Annotated in this window: 10 protein-coding genes; 2 read left to right on the forward strand and 8 right to left on the reverse strand. The window is 39.7% G+C overall.

The annotated features are described in order from the left end of the window. Nucleotides 1–82 precede the first annotated feature (82 nt). From RMZ41_RS11890 to aroF, 4 genes are all read right to left on the reverse strand, one after another. Nucleotides 83–1,606: a long-chain fatty acid--CoA ligase gene (locus RMZ41_RS11890; protein WP_322643437.1), complete on the reverse strand. Its 1,524-nt coding sequence runs from the start codon at nucleotides 1,604–1,606 to the stop codon at nucleotides 83–85. Nucleotides 1,607–1,771: 165 nt separating this feature from the next. After that, on the reverse strand, nucleotides 1,772–3,193 hold the full coding sequence (locus tag RMZ41_RS11895; protein ID WP_322643438.1) for a cytochrome P450: 1,422 nt from the start codon (nucleotides 3,191–3,193) through the stop codon (nucleotides 1,772–1,774). A gap of 286 nt (nucleotides 3,194–3,479) precedes the next feature. Next, a complete protein-coding gene (locus RMZ41_RS11900) occupies nucleotides 3,480–5,186 on the reverse strand; it encodes an aromatic amino acid ammonia-lyase (RefSeq protein ID WP_322643439.1) in 1,707 nt (568 codons plus the stop codon). Between the two features lie 58 nt (nucleotides 5,187–5,244). After that, complete coding sequence (gene aroF, locus RMZ41_RS11905) at nucleotides 5,245–6,354, reverse strand: 3-deoxy-7-phosphoheptulonate synthase (protein WP_322643440.1); 1,110 nt, start codon at nucleotides 6,352–6,354, stop codon at nucleotides 5,245–5,247. Nucleotides 6,355–6,886: 532 nt separating this feature from the next. Here aroF and RMZ41_RS11910 point away from each other — a divergent pair. After that, on the forward strand, nucleotides 6,887–10,708 hold the full coding sequence (locus RMZ41_RS11910; protein ID WP_409875177.1) for a filamentous hemagglutinin N-terminal domain-containing protein: 3,822 nt from the start codon (nucleotides 6,887–6,889) through the stop codon (nucleotides 10,706–10,708). 103 nt (nucleotides 10,709–10,811) lie between these two features. After that, on the forward strand, nucleotides 10,812–10,955 hold the full coding sequence (locus RMZ41_RS11915) for a hypothetical protein (protein WP_322734340.1): 144 nt from the start codon (nucleotides 10,812–10,814) through the stop codon (nucleotides 10,953–10,955). A gap of 190 nt (nucleotides 10,956–11,145) precedes the next feature. On the opposite strand, the gene RMZ41_RS11920 is transcribed toward RMZ41_RS11915, so the two are convergent. The 4 genes from RMZ41_RS11920 to RMZ41_RS11935 form a co-directional block, all read right to left on the reverse strand. Continuing rightward, on the reverse strand, nucleotides 11,146–11,766 hold the full coding sequence (locus RMZ41_RS11920) for a Uma2 family endonuclease (RefSeq protein WP_322642710.1): 621 nt from the start codon (nucleotides 11,764–11,766) through the stop codon (nucleotides 11,146–11,148). A gap of 227 nt (nucleotides 11,767–11,993) precedes the next feature. Then, on the reverse strand, nucleotides 11,994–13,721 hold the full coding sequence (locus tag RMZ41_RS11925) for a ShlB/FhaC/HecB family hemolysin secretion/activation protein (RefSeq protein ID WP_322642711.1): 1,728 nt from the start codon (nucleotides 13,719–13,721) through the stop codon (nucleotides 11,994–11,996). A 147-nt stretch (nucleotides 13,722–13,868) separates the two neighbouring features. After that, nucleotides 13,869–14,150: a hypothetical protein gene (locus tag RMZ41_RS11930; protein WP_322642712.1), complete on the reverse strand. Its 282-nt coding sequence runs from the start codon at nucleotides 14,148–14,150 to the stop codon at nucleotides 13,869–13,871. A gap of 104 nt (nucleotides 14,151–14,254) precedes the next feature. After that, nucleotides 14,255–16,672 carry a filamentous hemagglutinin N-terminal domain-containing protein gene (locus RMZ41_RS11935; RefSeq protein ID WP_322642713.1) on the reverse strand — a complete coding sequence of 806 codons (2,418 nt, stop codon included), beginning with the start codon at nucleotides 16,670–16,672 and terminating at the stop codon, nucleotides 14,255–14,257. Nucleotides 16,673–16,894: the final 222 nt, after the last annotated feature.

Raw genomic sequence — 16,894 nt, forward strand, 5'->3', positions numbered from 1 at the left:
TGGTTACTTTTTGTTGATTTTTTACGCAATAAGTTAAAGTTTTAAAAACTTGCGTATTTTGGGAAAGATACTTGGATTGCAGTTACGATTTATTTATCAACACCTTTTTAGAACTTGATTGCTGACGCAAAACTCGTTTCAGTACTTTCCCAGTTGGGTTTTTTGGCAGCGAATCTACAAAATTAATGTTGCAAGGAAGTTTGTATTTTGCCATTCTTTCAGAGCAAAATTTTATAATTTGTTCTTCGCTAATGACGTGACCCTCTTTCAAAATAATATTTGCATGAACTATTTCACCTTTATAATCATCATTCACACCATATACAGCTACCTCAGAAACAGATGAGTGTTGATAAATTACATTTTCTACTTCAGTTGGATATATTTTAAATCCAGACATATTAATCATGTCTTTTAATCGATCAACGATGTAGAAAAAACCGTCTTCATCTACCCGACCAATGTCGCCAGTATGGAACCAACCATCTTTAATTACTTCAGCAGTTTCAAATGGGCGATTCCAATAACCAAGCATGACATTAGGGCCTCGAATTACTATTTGACCCAATTCACCAAGCTCTACCTGATTCCCCTTAATATCAATAACTTTCATTTCTACATTCTCGATGGGAGCGCCAATGGAACCGAGTTTGTATTTCAAATCATGATTATAAGATGCACATGGTGATGTTTCAGTTAAACCATATCCTTCATTGATGACTTTTCCATATTTATCTCGCCAAGTTTGTGCAACTTCAATTGGCATCGGTGCGGCTGCTGAGAAGTAATAACGCACGCTATTGAGATTGTAGCTAGATAAATCGCTATTTAACAGATTAATGAATACTGTTGGTACACCAAAGAACATTGTTACTTGATGAATTGCGATGGCATCAAGTACTTTTTCAAGGTCAAATCGGCGTTGTAGGATAATTGTAGCACAGACATTTAATGCGGCGTTAAGAATAGCATTTTGACCAAAACAATGGAACAGTGGTAAGTAAAGTAGTAATCGATCATTTGGTTGCATTCCACAACAACGGTTTTGGGAATACATATTAGAAATTATGTTGCCGTGGGAAAGGGTTGCTCCTTTAGGAAAACCTGTTGTTCCTGATGTATAGACGATGCTAGCAGGAGCATGACGATCTATTTCAATAGCATAAGCATTAGGAGAAGCATTTTCCATCACTTTCGCTAGAGAAACTCCATTTGTGGCGCTACCTTCTGCAATCAAAATATGTTCTAGTTCTGGTAAATCTACCTCTGGGACATTTTCAACAAGTGACTCTGAGGTAATTATTGCCTTAGCAGCACAATCATTGAAAATGTAGCTAACTTCATTGCTTTTGAGCATGACGTTGACTGAGACGACAACCGCACCAATTTTGAGAATGCCAAGATAAGAAATAATAAATTCTGGAATATTGGGCAAAAACAAAATGACGCGATCGCCTTTTTCAATTCCTAATCCATGTAACCCATTAGCAACACGATTTGCTAGCTGATTAAGCTGTTTATAGGTAAATATTTTATCTTCAAAAACCAGAGCGATTTTTTCAGGATATAATTGATGACCACGCTCGATATGATTGGCAATATTCATAGTTAAAACTACTCACTAAATTTTATGACTTTTGCTTAATTTGACAGTTATTTATGCATCCAAGGAATAAATTATCCCAAAAAACGAACCACAGAGACGCAGAGAGAGGAGAGATTAAGAAGATTTTTGCGTCAGTTTTGGAATATTTTTTTATTTGGAAGTCCTTTAATGAGTTAATAATGTCTTTTGAGTATTTAAATGACTGAGGTTATCAACTTTAGTTCGTGGCTCCAAAGTCATCATGATGCCTTTTTGGGTTTGCAGAGTTAGCAATGGCTGGCATTCAACTGGGTGTTCTGGCAATAGATTGAGGCGGAAACGTTGACAGACCATTGCTACAATTAGCTGAATTTCTGTTAACGCAAACATGTCACCTAAGCATTGACGTTGGCCGCCGCCGAAAGGAAAGTATGCATAACGCGGGCGATCGCCAGAACGTTCTGGCGTGAATCGCTCAGGATCAAAACCTTCAGGATTATCCCAAAACTCAGGGAGGCGGTGTGTAACAAAGGGACTAATCAAAAGCATGGAATTAGCTGGGATATCATAACCGCCAATGCAATCGTCAGCTAGGTTGTTGCGGGCATAAACCCAAGCACCGGGATAAAGTCGCATGGCTTCTTGGACAACCATTTTCGTATATTTAAGCTGCGGTAAATCCTCAAAAGTTGGGGTTCTTCCAGCCAATACCGTAGTCAGTTCTGCCTGTAATTGGCGTTCCACGCTGGGATATTTAGAAAGCAAATACCAAATCCAGCCAAGTGTTACAGCTGAGGTTTCAAATCCAGCCGAGAAGAGTCCAACTATTTGATCGTGTAATTGCCGATCGCTCAATCCCTTGCCAGATTCATCCTGGGTACTCATGAACATTGAAAGTATGTCATGAGTATTATGATTGCCTTGTTTGCGTTGCTGAATAATGTTGTTAGCAACTGTGCGGAGAGTGTTGATTGCTTGGGTAAACTGGCGATTTTTTGGCGTGGGGAAGCTAATAGGCGGCTTGATGACAGCCCATAAGCGATCGCTAAGGAACTTGTAGATAATATTCCAAGCCTGAATTAGTTCAGTGGTATCGCTATCAGCTTCGATACTCAAAGTCGTCTTCAGAAGAATTTTCTGCGTCAAAACGAGCATTTCCTCAGAGACATCAAGAGTTGTTCCAGCAGCTTTTTTTTGCCAGCATTCTAACATTTGGTTAGTAAGCTGGGTCATATCATCGACCATTGCGGCAATTTGCTGACGGTGAAAAGATGGTTGCATTAGGCGACGCTGAGAACGCCATGAATCACCCTCGCTAATTACCAAGCCTTCACCAATTACCAGTTTTATATCCTTGAAATTTTCACCTTTTGTATAGTTCTGAGGATTTTCTTGCAGCACATACTTAATACAATCTGGATCGGCAATTAAGTAAAGTTGTTGCGGGCCAATTGCCCCTAGATGGACAACGCCACCATGTTCACGCGCTGCACTAGTAAGAAATTGCAATGGATTTGTTGACATTTGTGGAAAGCAGCCAATAATTGGAAAACCACGTGGCCCAGGAGGATTTTTCCGTACACTTTGATATATATTCTGTCGAAGCATTGTATTTTTTCCCCAATTTAATCGAAAAAGTTATGACTATTCGTAATAGATTGAGATGATTTTAGAAGACAATACATTAGGGTTAATTAATTTTTTCATTCTCTTTCTTCTCTCTGCGTCCTCCGCGCCTCTGCGGTTCGTAAATGTGCAAGTTTAATTTACATACAGTATTCTGACTTATCCCAAAGAATAAAAACGAACCGCGAAGGACACAAAGGACACAAAGGTAAGAAGATTTAAAGAGTTTTTACATCAGTTTCCTATTATTTACTGCTTAGAGAACTTTTCAAACATCCTCTATCAACAACAGATTGTTAACTGCTTGCACAATTTGTCCACCATTGGCAATATCAGTTGCAATTTTGGCAATGTGTTCGTCTAGGGCTTGTTCATTATCGTCCCAAATATAAGGCCGTTCAGCAGAAGGTGGTTGTCCAACTACATTGCGGATTGCGAGATATAAATCTTTAGTTGCAGGCGATAGTGTAGCACGAGCATCATAATGTTCCAAATTTTTGTATGTGCGTAAATCAACCGATTGCACACCAAACATCAAAGCGATCGCTATATATTGTTGAAAGATTTCTACTGATTGACGTGCTAAATTTGCGGAAGCAAAACCTTGGCTGTTGATATTTTGGTTATATTGTTCTGCGTGGGTAGGAAAACGATCGGCTATAGAATTTCCGTAGAAGGTTAACAGAGGCATAATCGAGTTGCCAGTAATTTGTAATCCCTTCAATCCCATGTTGACAATTCGATTTGTGTTACCAACTAAAGATGGAGATAGGCCATTGTTAAATTCTGGTGCAACCAAGTACGCTATTTGGACATCCAAATGTTTAGCTAACAACCCGATGTAATAACGCAATTGATCCATGCCCACACCAATATACTGCCCTAAGAAATTACCGCCATGATAACTTGCTTGGTTTTCTACATCGATAAGTGGGTTGTCAGTTACAGAGTTAATTTCTACTTCAATTTGTTTTTGAATTTGGTCAAGTCCATCGACAATTGGCCCCATATATTGAGGTAAACAACGCAGTGAATAACGGTCTTGAATCGGATGTTCGCCGCGATAGTTGTGATCGCCATTTAACTCGTCTCTAACTAACTGTGAACCTTCTAACAGGTTGAGCATTTGGTCAGCAGCCCATCTTTGTCCTGAATGTGGTTTGAGTTTATGGATAAATGGGTGGAATGATTGATTAGTCCCATTTAAACCTTGAATAGCTAAGGCGTGGGCAGCCATTGACAAACCTAAAAGGTTTTTGGTGTCGTAGACGCAATTAGCGGCGATACCTGTCATGACTGAAGTACCATTCATCATTGCTAACCCTTCTTTAGGAAGTAGATGCAATGGCTCTAAATTCAGCCTTTTGAGTGCTGTTAGGGCATTTATTTCTTCACCATTAAAGTCAACGGTGTAACTGGAATTTAAACCAATCAATGCTCCGGTGATATATGCCAAGGGTGTTAAATCACCACTAGCACCAATAGAACCAAATTCGCAGACATAAGGTGTAACACCAGCATTGAGAAATATCAACATCCGTTTGAGGATTTCTAAACGAATCCCCGATGCACCACTAATGTGTGAATTCACACGTAGCAGCATGGCAGCCCGAACATCAACTAGAGGTAATTTTTTACCTGCACCGACTTTGTGATACCACATCAAATTGTTTTGTAGTAAAGTCGCAGATTCAGGAGAAATTACCACATTTGCCATCCCACCAAATCCAGTTGTCACCCCATAAATAGGTTCACCAGATTCAACGGCATTACGAATATAATCGCAGGATGCTTGGATATTACCCAGTTTTTCTGGATCGTCAGTTAAACGTACCTGTTTGCCATAACGCGCTACACTAATTACTTCTTCAACAGTGAGATTGCGATCGCCAACAACTACAGCATCATCAGAACTAGGGACAAAAGAAAAGGCTGTTTTCTGGGCAGTGTTTGTACTTAAGCTAACTGTATTCATGTTTTCTTGAGTTTGTTGTGACTAAAGTTTTCAATCTTGACTGATGAGTTAACAATTATTAAAGAACCCCAATCTTCCAATTTACTAAGGATGTCTGCGACTGAGTGACTTTACTGTTTGTGTATCTTGGTTCTTGCCAGCGACCAAAGAATTTGCCCAGAGGAGTGATTTCTTTCATAAATTGCTCAAAGTTAGGAAAATTGAGCGATTGAGGCCCATCTGAAAGAGCTTTTTGAGGGTTAGGGTGAACCTCAACCATGAGCGAATCACAACCAGCCGCGATCGCAGCCAGCGCCATTGATGTCACCAATTCCGATTTACCAGTAGCATGGCTAGGATCGATCGCAATTGGCAGGTGAGTCAAATTACGCAAAACCGGAATTGCAGATATATCTAATGTGTTGCGTGTATATTCCCGATCAAAAGTTCTAATACCTCGTTCGCACAAAATCACATTGGGATTTCCTGCTGCCAAAATATACTCTGCTGACATCAGCCAATCTTCAATAGTGGCTGACAAACCACGTTTGAGGAACACAGGTTTATTTGTTGCACCGACTTTTTTCAAAAGGGAAAAGTTTTGCATATTGCGTGCGCCAATTTGCAAAATATCTGCAACTGATGAAATTACTTCCAATTCAGCCGCATCCATTACCTCGGTAATAATGCCCAAGCCAGAAACCGATTTAGCTGTTGCTAACCAGTCCAAAGCACTTTCTCCATGTCCCTGGAAAGCATAAGGTGAAGTTCTGGGTTTGTAAGCACCTCCTCTGAGAAACTTTGCACCTGCTGCTTTGACTTTCAGTGCAGTTTCTACAATCATCTCTTCGCTTTCTACAGAACAGGGGCCTGCGATTACAACTACAGGATGGTTTTGACCAAAGGTGATGGTTTCAGAGGGTGTAAACACCTTTACTTCGCTGGGTTCACCATGACGAAACTCTAAACTAGTCCGTTTAAATGGCTTCTTTATGCGTAGCACTTGCTCAATAAAAGGGCTTAAATTTTGTACTTGCTGCACGTCGATTTCTGCCGTATCACCAATTAAACCGATAGCTACTTTGTGTTTACCTACAGAGAGTTCTGGGACAACATTCCAGCGTGAAAGTTCTGTGAGTAATAAGTCAATTTCTTGTCGAGGAGAACCGGATTTCATCACGATAATCATCGTTTCAACATCCTTCTAAAAATATGTATGCAATTAATTTGTACAAATCTGAAATTGTGTAATTACTTAGCTTAAAAACCAGGAAATAACGGCGTTCAGTAGTTTTACTGTTGCCAATGAATTACACAATATCTGAGAACTTCATGTAACACAGCAACCTTTTCTGCTGCTTTGTGTGCAGTTTTTCTACCTCGAAGATGCACAAAAGTGCATTGACAGCTTTTATGCAATTTTTACCTGAAAAATAAGACTTTTGTTAGAAAAATAACTTGTGGCTAAGGTGCGCCAAAACCCTTGTTCTCACGTAGGGGTAATTCACGAATTGCCCCTACCGCGTGTGATTTTGCTTAAGTCCTACTTGCATTGACTAATCAAGCGGACATGATAAAAAAACCGAATGCGTAGCCGTAAGGCTTGTCGTCAAACATCGCCTCATTGCAGAAAACTGCATAATTAACCAATTATTTGTTTATTTATCATCTAGGGGTGCAATTCTATTAGATACTCAAGTCATCTAATAGAATTGCACCAAATGACCAGACAATACGGATTCCATAAGTGTTTGCAGTTTGGATTAGCAGGCTTACTAGGCTGCTTTTGCGTAAGTCTCTTCACTGCAAAAACCCAAGCACAGCAAAGTAATATCGTACCTGACAAAACACTTGGCGCTGAATCCTCTCAAGTTATAGATAACTTTCAAGGACTACCCATAGAAGTAATTACAGGTGGTGCAACTCGCCAAAGCAATCTATTTCACAGCTTTCAAGAATTTAATATCAGCGAGGGACGGGCGGCGTATTTTTTCAGTCCTAGCGCAGATATTCAGAATATTCTGGCACGGGTGACAGGTAATAACCGTTCAGAAATTTTGGGCATACTTGGCACATTTGGTAATTCTAGTCCGAATTTATTTTTGATCAACCCCAATGGGATTGTGTTTGGCAAAAATGCCAGTTTAGATGTACAAGGTTCCTTTGTGGGGACGACTGCAAATGGAATTCAGTTTGGGAATCAAGGGGTTTTTAGTGCGACAAATCCCCAAGCTGTGCCATTGTTGACTATTAATCCTTCAGTATTGCTGTTTAATCAAATCCAAGCAAATGGAGGAATTATCAATCAATCCCAAGCACCCGCAGGGACAAATCTCATTGGACAAGATGTTACGGGTTTGCGAGTTGCTGATGGTAAAAGTTTGCTGCTGGTTGGTGGAAATATCAATATAGATGGTGGTGGAATTCGCGCTTATGGCGGAAATGTTGAGTTAGCAGGTTTAGCTGCACCGGGAAATGTGGAGTTGAATATTGCGGGTGATAATCTGGGTTTAGTAATACCTGAAAATGTGGAACGCGCCGATGTTTCGCTGAGTAATGGTGCAGAAGTTAATGTTCGCGGTGCAGATGGCGGTAATATCACAATTCAGGCTCGAAATGTAAATTTAGTTGCGGGAAGTATATTAAGAGCAGGAATAGATACAGGTTTAGGTACTCCAAATAGTAAGGGTGGAGATATTACTATTAATGCTATAGCAGATACAACATTAATAGGTGAGAGTGGGATCGCTAACGTAGTGCAAGAAAAAGCTTTTGGTCAAGCTGGCGATATTAATATTACAACTGGGACATTGACATTAGAAAAAACTGGACTCATTAATGCTAATCTCTACGGACAAGGTAATGCCGGAAATGTAAATATCAATGCTCAAGGTAATATCAGTTTTCGTAACTCGATACCAGGGGAAGCTAACGGAATTGTTGTTAAGGTAAATGAAGGCGCTATAGGTAATGGTGGTAACGTTACGCTTAATACCAATTCTTTAGAAATAAAGGATGGTTCAGAAATTCAAGGTAGCATTTATGGAAAAGGTAATTCTGGTAATATTATCATTAATGCTCGTAATAATATTTCGTTAGATGGTAATGACGGTAATTTTTTTAGCCGGATTATTAATGATGTGCAACTCACTGGTGAAGGTAACGCAGGTAATATTCAAATCACGACAGGTACACTAAAAGTTACTAATGGAGCCTTTATTAGTAGCAGTACCAGTGGCAAAGGAAACGGTGGAAGTATCAGCATTAACGCCCTGAATAACATAGTCTTTGATACTAATAGCACCGCTAGTAGTGATGTTTTTAATGAGGGGGTAGGGGTAGGTAACGGAGGAAATATTTATCTTAAAACAGGTTCCCTCTCGTTAACTAACGGCGGTCAAGTATCAACAAATGTATCAGGGCGAGGTAATGCCGGAAATATTACTGTAGAAGCCTCTGGTAATGTCAAGCTAGATGGCGTTTTCATCGACGCGGGGAAGTTTTTCCTTAATGACTTGGATTACGATCAGTCTAGTGGTTTGAAAAGCGATTTAAACATTGGAAGTATTGGGAAACCAGGAAACATTCAAGTTACAACAGGATCACTTTCTGTTACTAATGGTGCTGAGATATCTAGCTTTACTGCTGGAGTTGGAAATGCAGGAAATATCACTATTAATGCCCGCGATAATGTCACATTTTCAGGTTTTGGGGGCAGGGCAAAATCTGGCAGTATAGTGTCAACTGGAAGTGTTGTTAATAATGTAATAGCCAATGGTGGTGATATTCGCATCACTGCAAGTAATTTACTATTTAAAGATAGCGGACTACTAAATACTAGTAACTACGGACAAGGAAATGCAGGTAATATTTTTCTTGATGTTGGAAATACTATTACTTTTGATGGTGTAGGCGGTAATGGAAAACCTAGTAGTGCATTTACGGAAACATTCAATGGTAACGCCGGAAATATTCAAATTGAAACAGGATCGCTGTTTTTAACAAATGGCGGTAGGATATCTTCTTCACATCAACAAGGAAAAGGTAATGGTGGAAATATTACCATAAATGCTCGTGATAGTGTCAAAATTGATGGTGTTGTAAAGGATGTAACTTTGAGTACTGGCCAAATAATCGATATAAGTAGCGGTTTATTCAGTTACTTGCTAAGTGGTGAAGGCAAAGGAGGTGACATCGAAATTACAACAGGGTCACTTTCCGTTACTAACGGTGCAGTCATTGCTGGAAGTACAGGTGGACAGGGAAATGGAGGTAATATCACCATCAAAGCCCGTGATACAGTAACTCTTGATGGTGGAAAAAATGGTTTAGCTACTAACGTAGACACTGATGCGGGAAGAACTAGCACGGGTAACGCTGGGAATATCCGCATCAACGCCAGAGAATTATTTCTAAAAAATGGTGCCACACTTACCGCTTATACTGGTAGTCAAGGTAGTGGTGGTAATATCTTTATCGATACACGCGATGCCGTTACCTTTGACGGAACCAATGGTGAAAATGTGCCAAGTGCGGCATATACCTTTGCTGCTGGAAGCGGGAATGGTGGAAATGTTCAGGTTAAAACAGGGACGCTAACGTTAACCAATGGTGGAGTAGTCAATGCTAGTACTACTTCTAAAGGCAATGGGGGTAATATTACCATTGATGCACGCGATCGCATTTTTATTGACGGTGTTAGCACTACAGGTTATGCTAGCGGTCTTTTTAGTACAGTCAATCAAAACGCTGTAGGCAATGCAGGTAATATTAACCTGACAACAGATTTTTTATTTTTAAATCGCGGGGGAATCAGTTCAAGCAGCTTTGGGCAAGGAAAAGCCGGAGATATTAATATTAATTCTGTTTCCACAGTACTTGATAACAAAGCAGCTATTGCAGCAATAACGAACTCTGGTGATGGTGGAAATATTAATTTAACTGCCAGCGATCGCTTATTATTACGTAACGATAGCCAAATTTCGACCACCGCAGGTACAGCGCAAGCAGGCGGTGATGGTGGTAACATCAATATCGATTCCAGATTTATCATTGCCGTCCCTGAAGAAAACAGCGATATCGCAGCCAATGCCTTCACAGGGACAGGTGGCAAAGTGGAAATCAATTCTCAAGGTATTTTCGGTATCGAGTCGCGGAAAAAACCAACGGAAAAAAGTGATATTACCGCCAGTTCTGAACAAGGCGTTTCAGGTGTTATCAACATTAACGCACCTGATACCAGTTCCATCCAAAACGGCTTTACCGAATTATCTCCAGTTATTGATACCAATGCACTCATCGCTAATAGCTGCATTTCACGCGGTACTAAGCGGCAAGAAAACTCTTTCACCATCACAGGTTCTAGTGGTTTGACTACTAATCGTCCGGGGATTTTAGTTTCTACCTACTACACAACTGGAGAGGTTAGAGGTGTTGAAACTACATCCCCTCACTGGAAGAAAAACCAGCCAATTATTGAACCCCTTGGATTATATCGGCTGAATAATGGACAGATGCTATTGAGTCGAGAATGTTCTCACTAATGTTATATCAAATCTGCTTGATTACTCATTAAACCCGAAGCAAGAGACGCGATGAATCGCCGTCTCTACAAAAGACTGATTATTGTAGAGACGGCGATTTATCGTGTCTTTAAAGATGACCGGAGCCGCTACAACCATGACCGGAGTCGCTACAGCCATGACCGGAGCCGCTACAACCATGACCGGAGTCGCTACAGCCATGACCGGAGGCGCTACAATCATGACTGGAGTCGCTACAGCAATGTAAAATAGCGTTAGATGTAGCTTGGGTTGAGCAACGTGAAACCCAACATTGATCGGAGTGTTGAGTTTCGTTCCTCAACCCAACCTCCAATTTTTTTGCAACAATTTAGCCTCGTCACACCACTACGTATATTTTCTCCAAATCAAACCGGATTCCTATAGTTCATAGGAAAGAATATAGCAATTTTCACAAATTAATCAAAAACTTGTTGTGCCGTCAGGTTGAGTTTGGGAAAAGTGGGAGAGACAATTACATCATTACCTCGAAATAACTTCTTAACATATTCTCCATCAATTAGTTCGCACACAAAAAAAGCAGGTTGTTTGGGGTTGCCAATGAAATCACGTCCTCCCAAACCAGCATAATCTACAATCCAGTATTCGGGGATACCCATCTCTTCATAGTCTCTGAACTTATCATAGTAATCGTCACGCCAATTAGTGCTAACAACTTCCACTATTAATTTGACCGAAGCTGCATTTTGAATAACTGATTCACTTTCCCAACGTGTCTCATTGCTGATAGTTTCTTGGTTAAGAACAATGATATCCGGCTCGTAACCTGACTGATTACGAATAGGTTTAACTATTGATTCTCTAGGAATAAACCAAATATCACCTTTACCTGTCTCTCTAATAGTTATAAGTAGTTTTTCAATTAGGTAGCCTGTTAATTTGGAATGCTTACCTCTGGGTTTAGGCATCTCAACAATTACCCCATGATGTAATTCATAGCGCCGTTCTGAGTTCTCTGGATACCATTCGATAAATTCATCGAAAGTAAATATTTTTGGTTCGGCTTGGGTTTGAGTCATCAGGTTTAATAAAAAAGCAGCGATTAGAAATTGCGGCTATACAAACGTAGTCTGCATTTAATAATGCTATAATTGCAAACTCACGTACTATATAAAAAAATATTAGCGCCGATTGACTTATAGCTTTTCCTAATCAAATGAGGTACGTTATAGCCCCATCCTCGCTTGCGGGGAGGGGGTTGGGGGTGGGGTTCTTGTATCTCACCAGACCGGGAAACGCTATAATATCAAAACGGTTGATAGCGAATTGAAAAATTAAAGCCATTATCTTGTAGCGAATTACCGCGATCGCTAGTCCCCATAAATGGTATACCATAATCAGCACGCAATACCAAACCGTTTACAGGTTGCCAATTTAAGCCCAAACCCAGGCTAGCAATGGTTTGTGGGTCGATATTGCTACCGCCATTGTTCCAAGCTGTGCCGATGTCAAAAAAGGGTGTTAGCTGTAAAGTTTGGATATTTGATGTCAAGGGAATCCGAACTTCCACTCCTCCAACTACCCCATTGTCAGCAACAAGTTGATTTTGACGATAACCTCGGACTGTATCTACTCCGCCAATGCTAATTTTTTCTAGTGAAAGTAAAGAATCAGGTGTGAGTTGAGTATTAATTTTGGCTAACATCAAAATGCGGGGAGATAGCCGTTGCACCCATTGTAATTGCCCTACCCATGAGAAAAACCGCCCATCAGTACCACTATCGTTAACGGTTGCGTCAATTGCATCGATACCAAAACTAAATTGCGATCGCGCTGCAAAAACACTGTTAGCATTACGTTGTAACCAATCTTGAGAAAAGCGAATTACCGTAACTCTTGATTTCCCATTTTCTGGCCCTTCAGTGAACGAAAAGGGAAGATCGTTAAGTATAAAGGTTTGACTCTGCCGTAAATCGAATGCTAAACCTAAAGCAAATTCGTTGTTTGGCTTGTGAATTAGAGGTTGACGGATATTAAAAGAAAGGGTTTCGGCTTCGCTGCGGATATGCAAGTCACTAAATTCGTTTTCAATAATCCGGCTAGCACTGTTACTGTAGCGGACACCGATAGTTCCATCTAAGGGGTTAAAGGGAATAGAATAACTGATATCGTAAATATTTAAACCTTCACTCTTAGCATATTCAGCATTAAATCTATCTCCAAATCCTAATAAGTTATCGTGAGCAATAAAAACGCTTCCTTGTTCTGAACCAACGCTAGGTGATTGGTTATTGTCAAAGTTTACCCCAGCATGAAATGCTGGCGATTCGGTAATTGTTACCTGTAAAATATTGTTACCTGGGGTGCTACCTGCGGTTAACTCGGCATTAACTCGTTCAATGGCAGGATCGAGTTGTAATAATTGCAGCGCTTCTTCAAGACGTTTTTGGTTTAAAGGCTTATTTGCCAACCGTGCAATCCGAGAACGTACATAAGCAGGTTGCAATCTTTGTAACCCTGAAATAGAAATCCCTTCAAGTTCGCCTTCTACAACTTGGATTTGCACGACACCGTTTGCAATATCTTGATTATTGGGAATAAATGCGCCACTGCTGATATAGCCATTATCAACATAGAGTTTGGTAATTTGCGATCGCAGTTGCAATAATTGCTCAAATGTAATGTTTGTATTTTCTAAGGGTTGTTTTAACTTAATAATTTCATCTTTTAAAACAGAATAGCCGATAACTTGGATTTCTTTGACAAAGAAACTTTCGCCGCTCGGAAAAGTGGTATCAGGTACATTTTCCGGTTGTGATGATGGGAGTATAGGAACAGTTCGTGCAGGTGGGGTGGGAGAAGTACTTGGTGATGGTGATGGTTGAGGAATAGTTTGTTCCACTTTTCCTGGAGCATCGGGGGGAATTGTGATTCCTGGTGGGGGTGTCGATTGGGCAAATACTGCGAGTGGAGTGACACTGATGCAAGAAAGCAGTATGACAAAAAACTGTTGAAACCGAAAGTAAAAACCCATTGTTTATTTACGATTTATAAGGAGAATAATTTATAATTGGTAAGGCTTTTAGATGTATTTATGCTATTTAACATATTTCTATTAACTCCCACCAACTGGTTTAGCGATCGCATTAATAATTAGGTATTTAACAAATAATTCTTATAGCTATTGTGTTTGCATCAAGGCATTTCTTGCATCTAATGATTTAATACAAAATAATCCAATTCCAGCTACTAAAATTGCAATGGAAGCTGTTTTTGGGAATTTTGGTAATCTCAAAGGTATTGCTAAAATTGTCTTGCGAACTAATTTATCAAACATAATCAACCTCTCAATCAAAGTTAAAAAAATAACGATATTTTCATCAAAACGGTTGATAAATTCATAAGTTTTGTTGTTTCTCGATTCATTAACCGTTTCTTTAATACTCAGACTATAAGAAACCATTAGGGAATGCATTCACCTTTTATGCAGATACAAGTGTGTAATTTGTCTGGTGCGTGTGCAGAAAACTGCACATCAAATTTTCCCAATATGTGCAATATTTCAGTTTAACAACTTTGGCTCAAAATTAATTGCCCATTAGATAATCGATGTAATCCTTGTGCTTCAATAATCGGATTGCCCTTTTTCCAAAGACGGGATGCAATTTTGATACCTCTTACTTCGCCAGTTGTGTACCTAGAAACCAAAACCCCAGGGCGATTAGTGGGCAAAGCACCAGAACCTGTAATAGTAAAAGAGTTTTCTTGTTGCTTGATGCCGCGTGAAATGCAGCTATTGGCAATCAGTGCATTGGTGTCAATGGCATTTTGTGATAATCCAGTGAAACTGTTTTGAATAGAACTGTTATCAGGCTTATTAATATTTTTTACACCCGAAATACCTAATTCTGAACTTGCAGTAATATCGCTTTTAGGAGTTAGTTTTAGACGTGACTCGATACCGAAGATAGCTTGAGAGTTAATTTGGATATTTCCACCTTTTCCCATAAATGCGTTAGCACTGATATCGCTGTTCTCATTGAAAAATCCAATGATAAATCTTGAGTTGATATTGATGTTACCGCCATTGCCACCTAATTTTTCTGTTCCGGCGCTGGTAGAAATTTGAGCGCCACTACGGAGAAAAACCAAATCGCTGTTGATGTTGATATTACCACCGTTACTTAATCTAGATTCGGCATTAAGTTTACCTTGATTGTCTACTGCAAAAGTATTTGCATTTACTGTAATGTTGCCACCCGTTTGATTATTTCTAGTGCCTGCATCTATTAAAGCGCCATTTGATACGTGAAATATCTTGGTGTTTATAATGATGTCACCACTTCTGCCTTGAGAATAAAAATTATTAGATGTAGATAAACCACTTGAAAATCCAGTATCTTGATTAGTTCCTGAAACAGTCACAGAATTTGTGGCATTAATACGAATATTTCCTGCATTTCCTTGTCCAAAAGTTGAGGCAGAAAGTTGAGCGCCATCTCGTAATGATAAAGAATCAGAATCAATGGTAATGTTACCTCCATCGCCAAAAGCCCACCTGCCCATAAAGCTAGCAATTGCACTAGGTAAACCGCTTTTCCCTCCAGCAATATCAACAGCGCCTGTTACCTTAATATTGACATTGCCTGGATTCCTCGATACTGCTGTTAGAGTATTAAATGGACTACCAGTAATGGTTAGCAGTTGAGCGCCATTACTAAGTGACAGGCTTGCTGCATTGATGTTGATATCGCCACCGTTACCAACAGCTTTACCTGATACCGCGCTTAAAATGGCCGCATCTGTAATAAAAACACCATTTTTTGCATTTACTGTCACATTCCCCGCATTTCCTTCCCCAAAAGTTGAGGTAGACAGCATAGCACCGTCTTGTAATAAGAAAGAACCAGAATCAATGGTAATGTTACCCCCATTGCCTTTTGCTTCTGGACGAACTAAATTGACAATTTGACTCTCTAAACCCGCAATTTTGATTTCTCCAGTTCCATTAAGGGTAATATCACCTGCAATCGTTTTAGGTGTCCCCAAACTCACCCCAATACCAGCATTAAGTCCACTTCCATCTAATATCTCTATATTTCGAGCATTGATCGCAATATTACCACCCCCAAACCCTTGTACAGAAATAATTGCCTTATTGGTAAGCGATACATCTGCACGAGTCACATTCTCAGGAAATTTCAAGCTGAGATTATCCCCATTTAAAGTAAGATTGATGTTTCCAGGTGCTGTTAATCCTCCTAATTCAACTCTCCCACTATAAGCATTTAACCATCCACCATTCATGCTGACATTGCCACCAACTAGCAGCAAACTTTTACCATCTCCTACTCGTAAACCAAATGTATTAAAACCTGCGGGTTCTATCCCTACTGGTGCAATTGAGTTATTTTGAATCCCTGCACCTTGATTAATCTGATTAAAAAACAACGCCGAAGGATTTACTGTCAACAATGCCGGTGCTTGGGGATTGGTGGCACTGAAATTTCCTTGATTTCCAAACTGTACTCCATTGGCTGTTGTGCCGACAAAACTTCCTTGCACATCTAACTGTGCATTCTCCCCAAACAAAATCCCATTGGGATTAATCAAAAACAAATTTGCTGCACCATCAACGCCTAATGTCCCGAAAATATTCGATGCCTTCCCACCTGTTACCCGTGCCAAAATGTTTTCTACTCCAGTGGGGTTGGCAAAATATACTCTTTGCCCATCTTGGATATTAAACTCGCTGAAACTATGAAAAAGATTGCCGCCACGTTTTGCACCACCATTAATTTTGTCGCCTAGCGCACCATGAATTAACACATTTCGATTGAGTTGAGAAGCTTCTATTCCCTGGCTGCTATCAGGTGTGATTTGTGCTTTCGCTGGCAAATTTTGGCTGTCTATGGCCAATATTAGGCATGAATAATAAAGGATATTTTTAATCCTGGCTTGTTGAATATGATGTACTATATTCATAAGTAATTTTCTTTGAAAGAATCAAAATAAAATTTACGATATTACTCAACGGAATATCTTTCTATTTTGTAAATATTCGAGGTTAGTCGATCGTTTATTAATATCAGCACCAGAACTATTGATTACGCAAAACTACAGAGATTAGAGGAATTTAATTTCTTGCTTTTACCCGAAAATAAGGGTTTTGACTCTTTTGTGTGTAAATCCTGTATAGAAAAGTCA

The organism is Nostoc sp. DedVER02 (assembly GCF_034530675.2).
In the GTDB taxonomy this organism is placed as follows: domain Bacteria; phylum Cyanobacteriota; class Cyanobacteriia; order Cyanobacteriales; family Nostocaceae; genus Nostoc.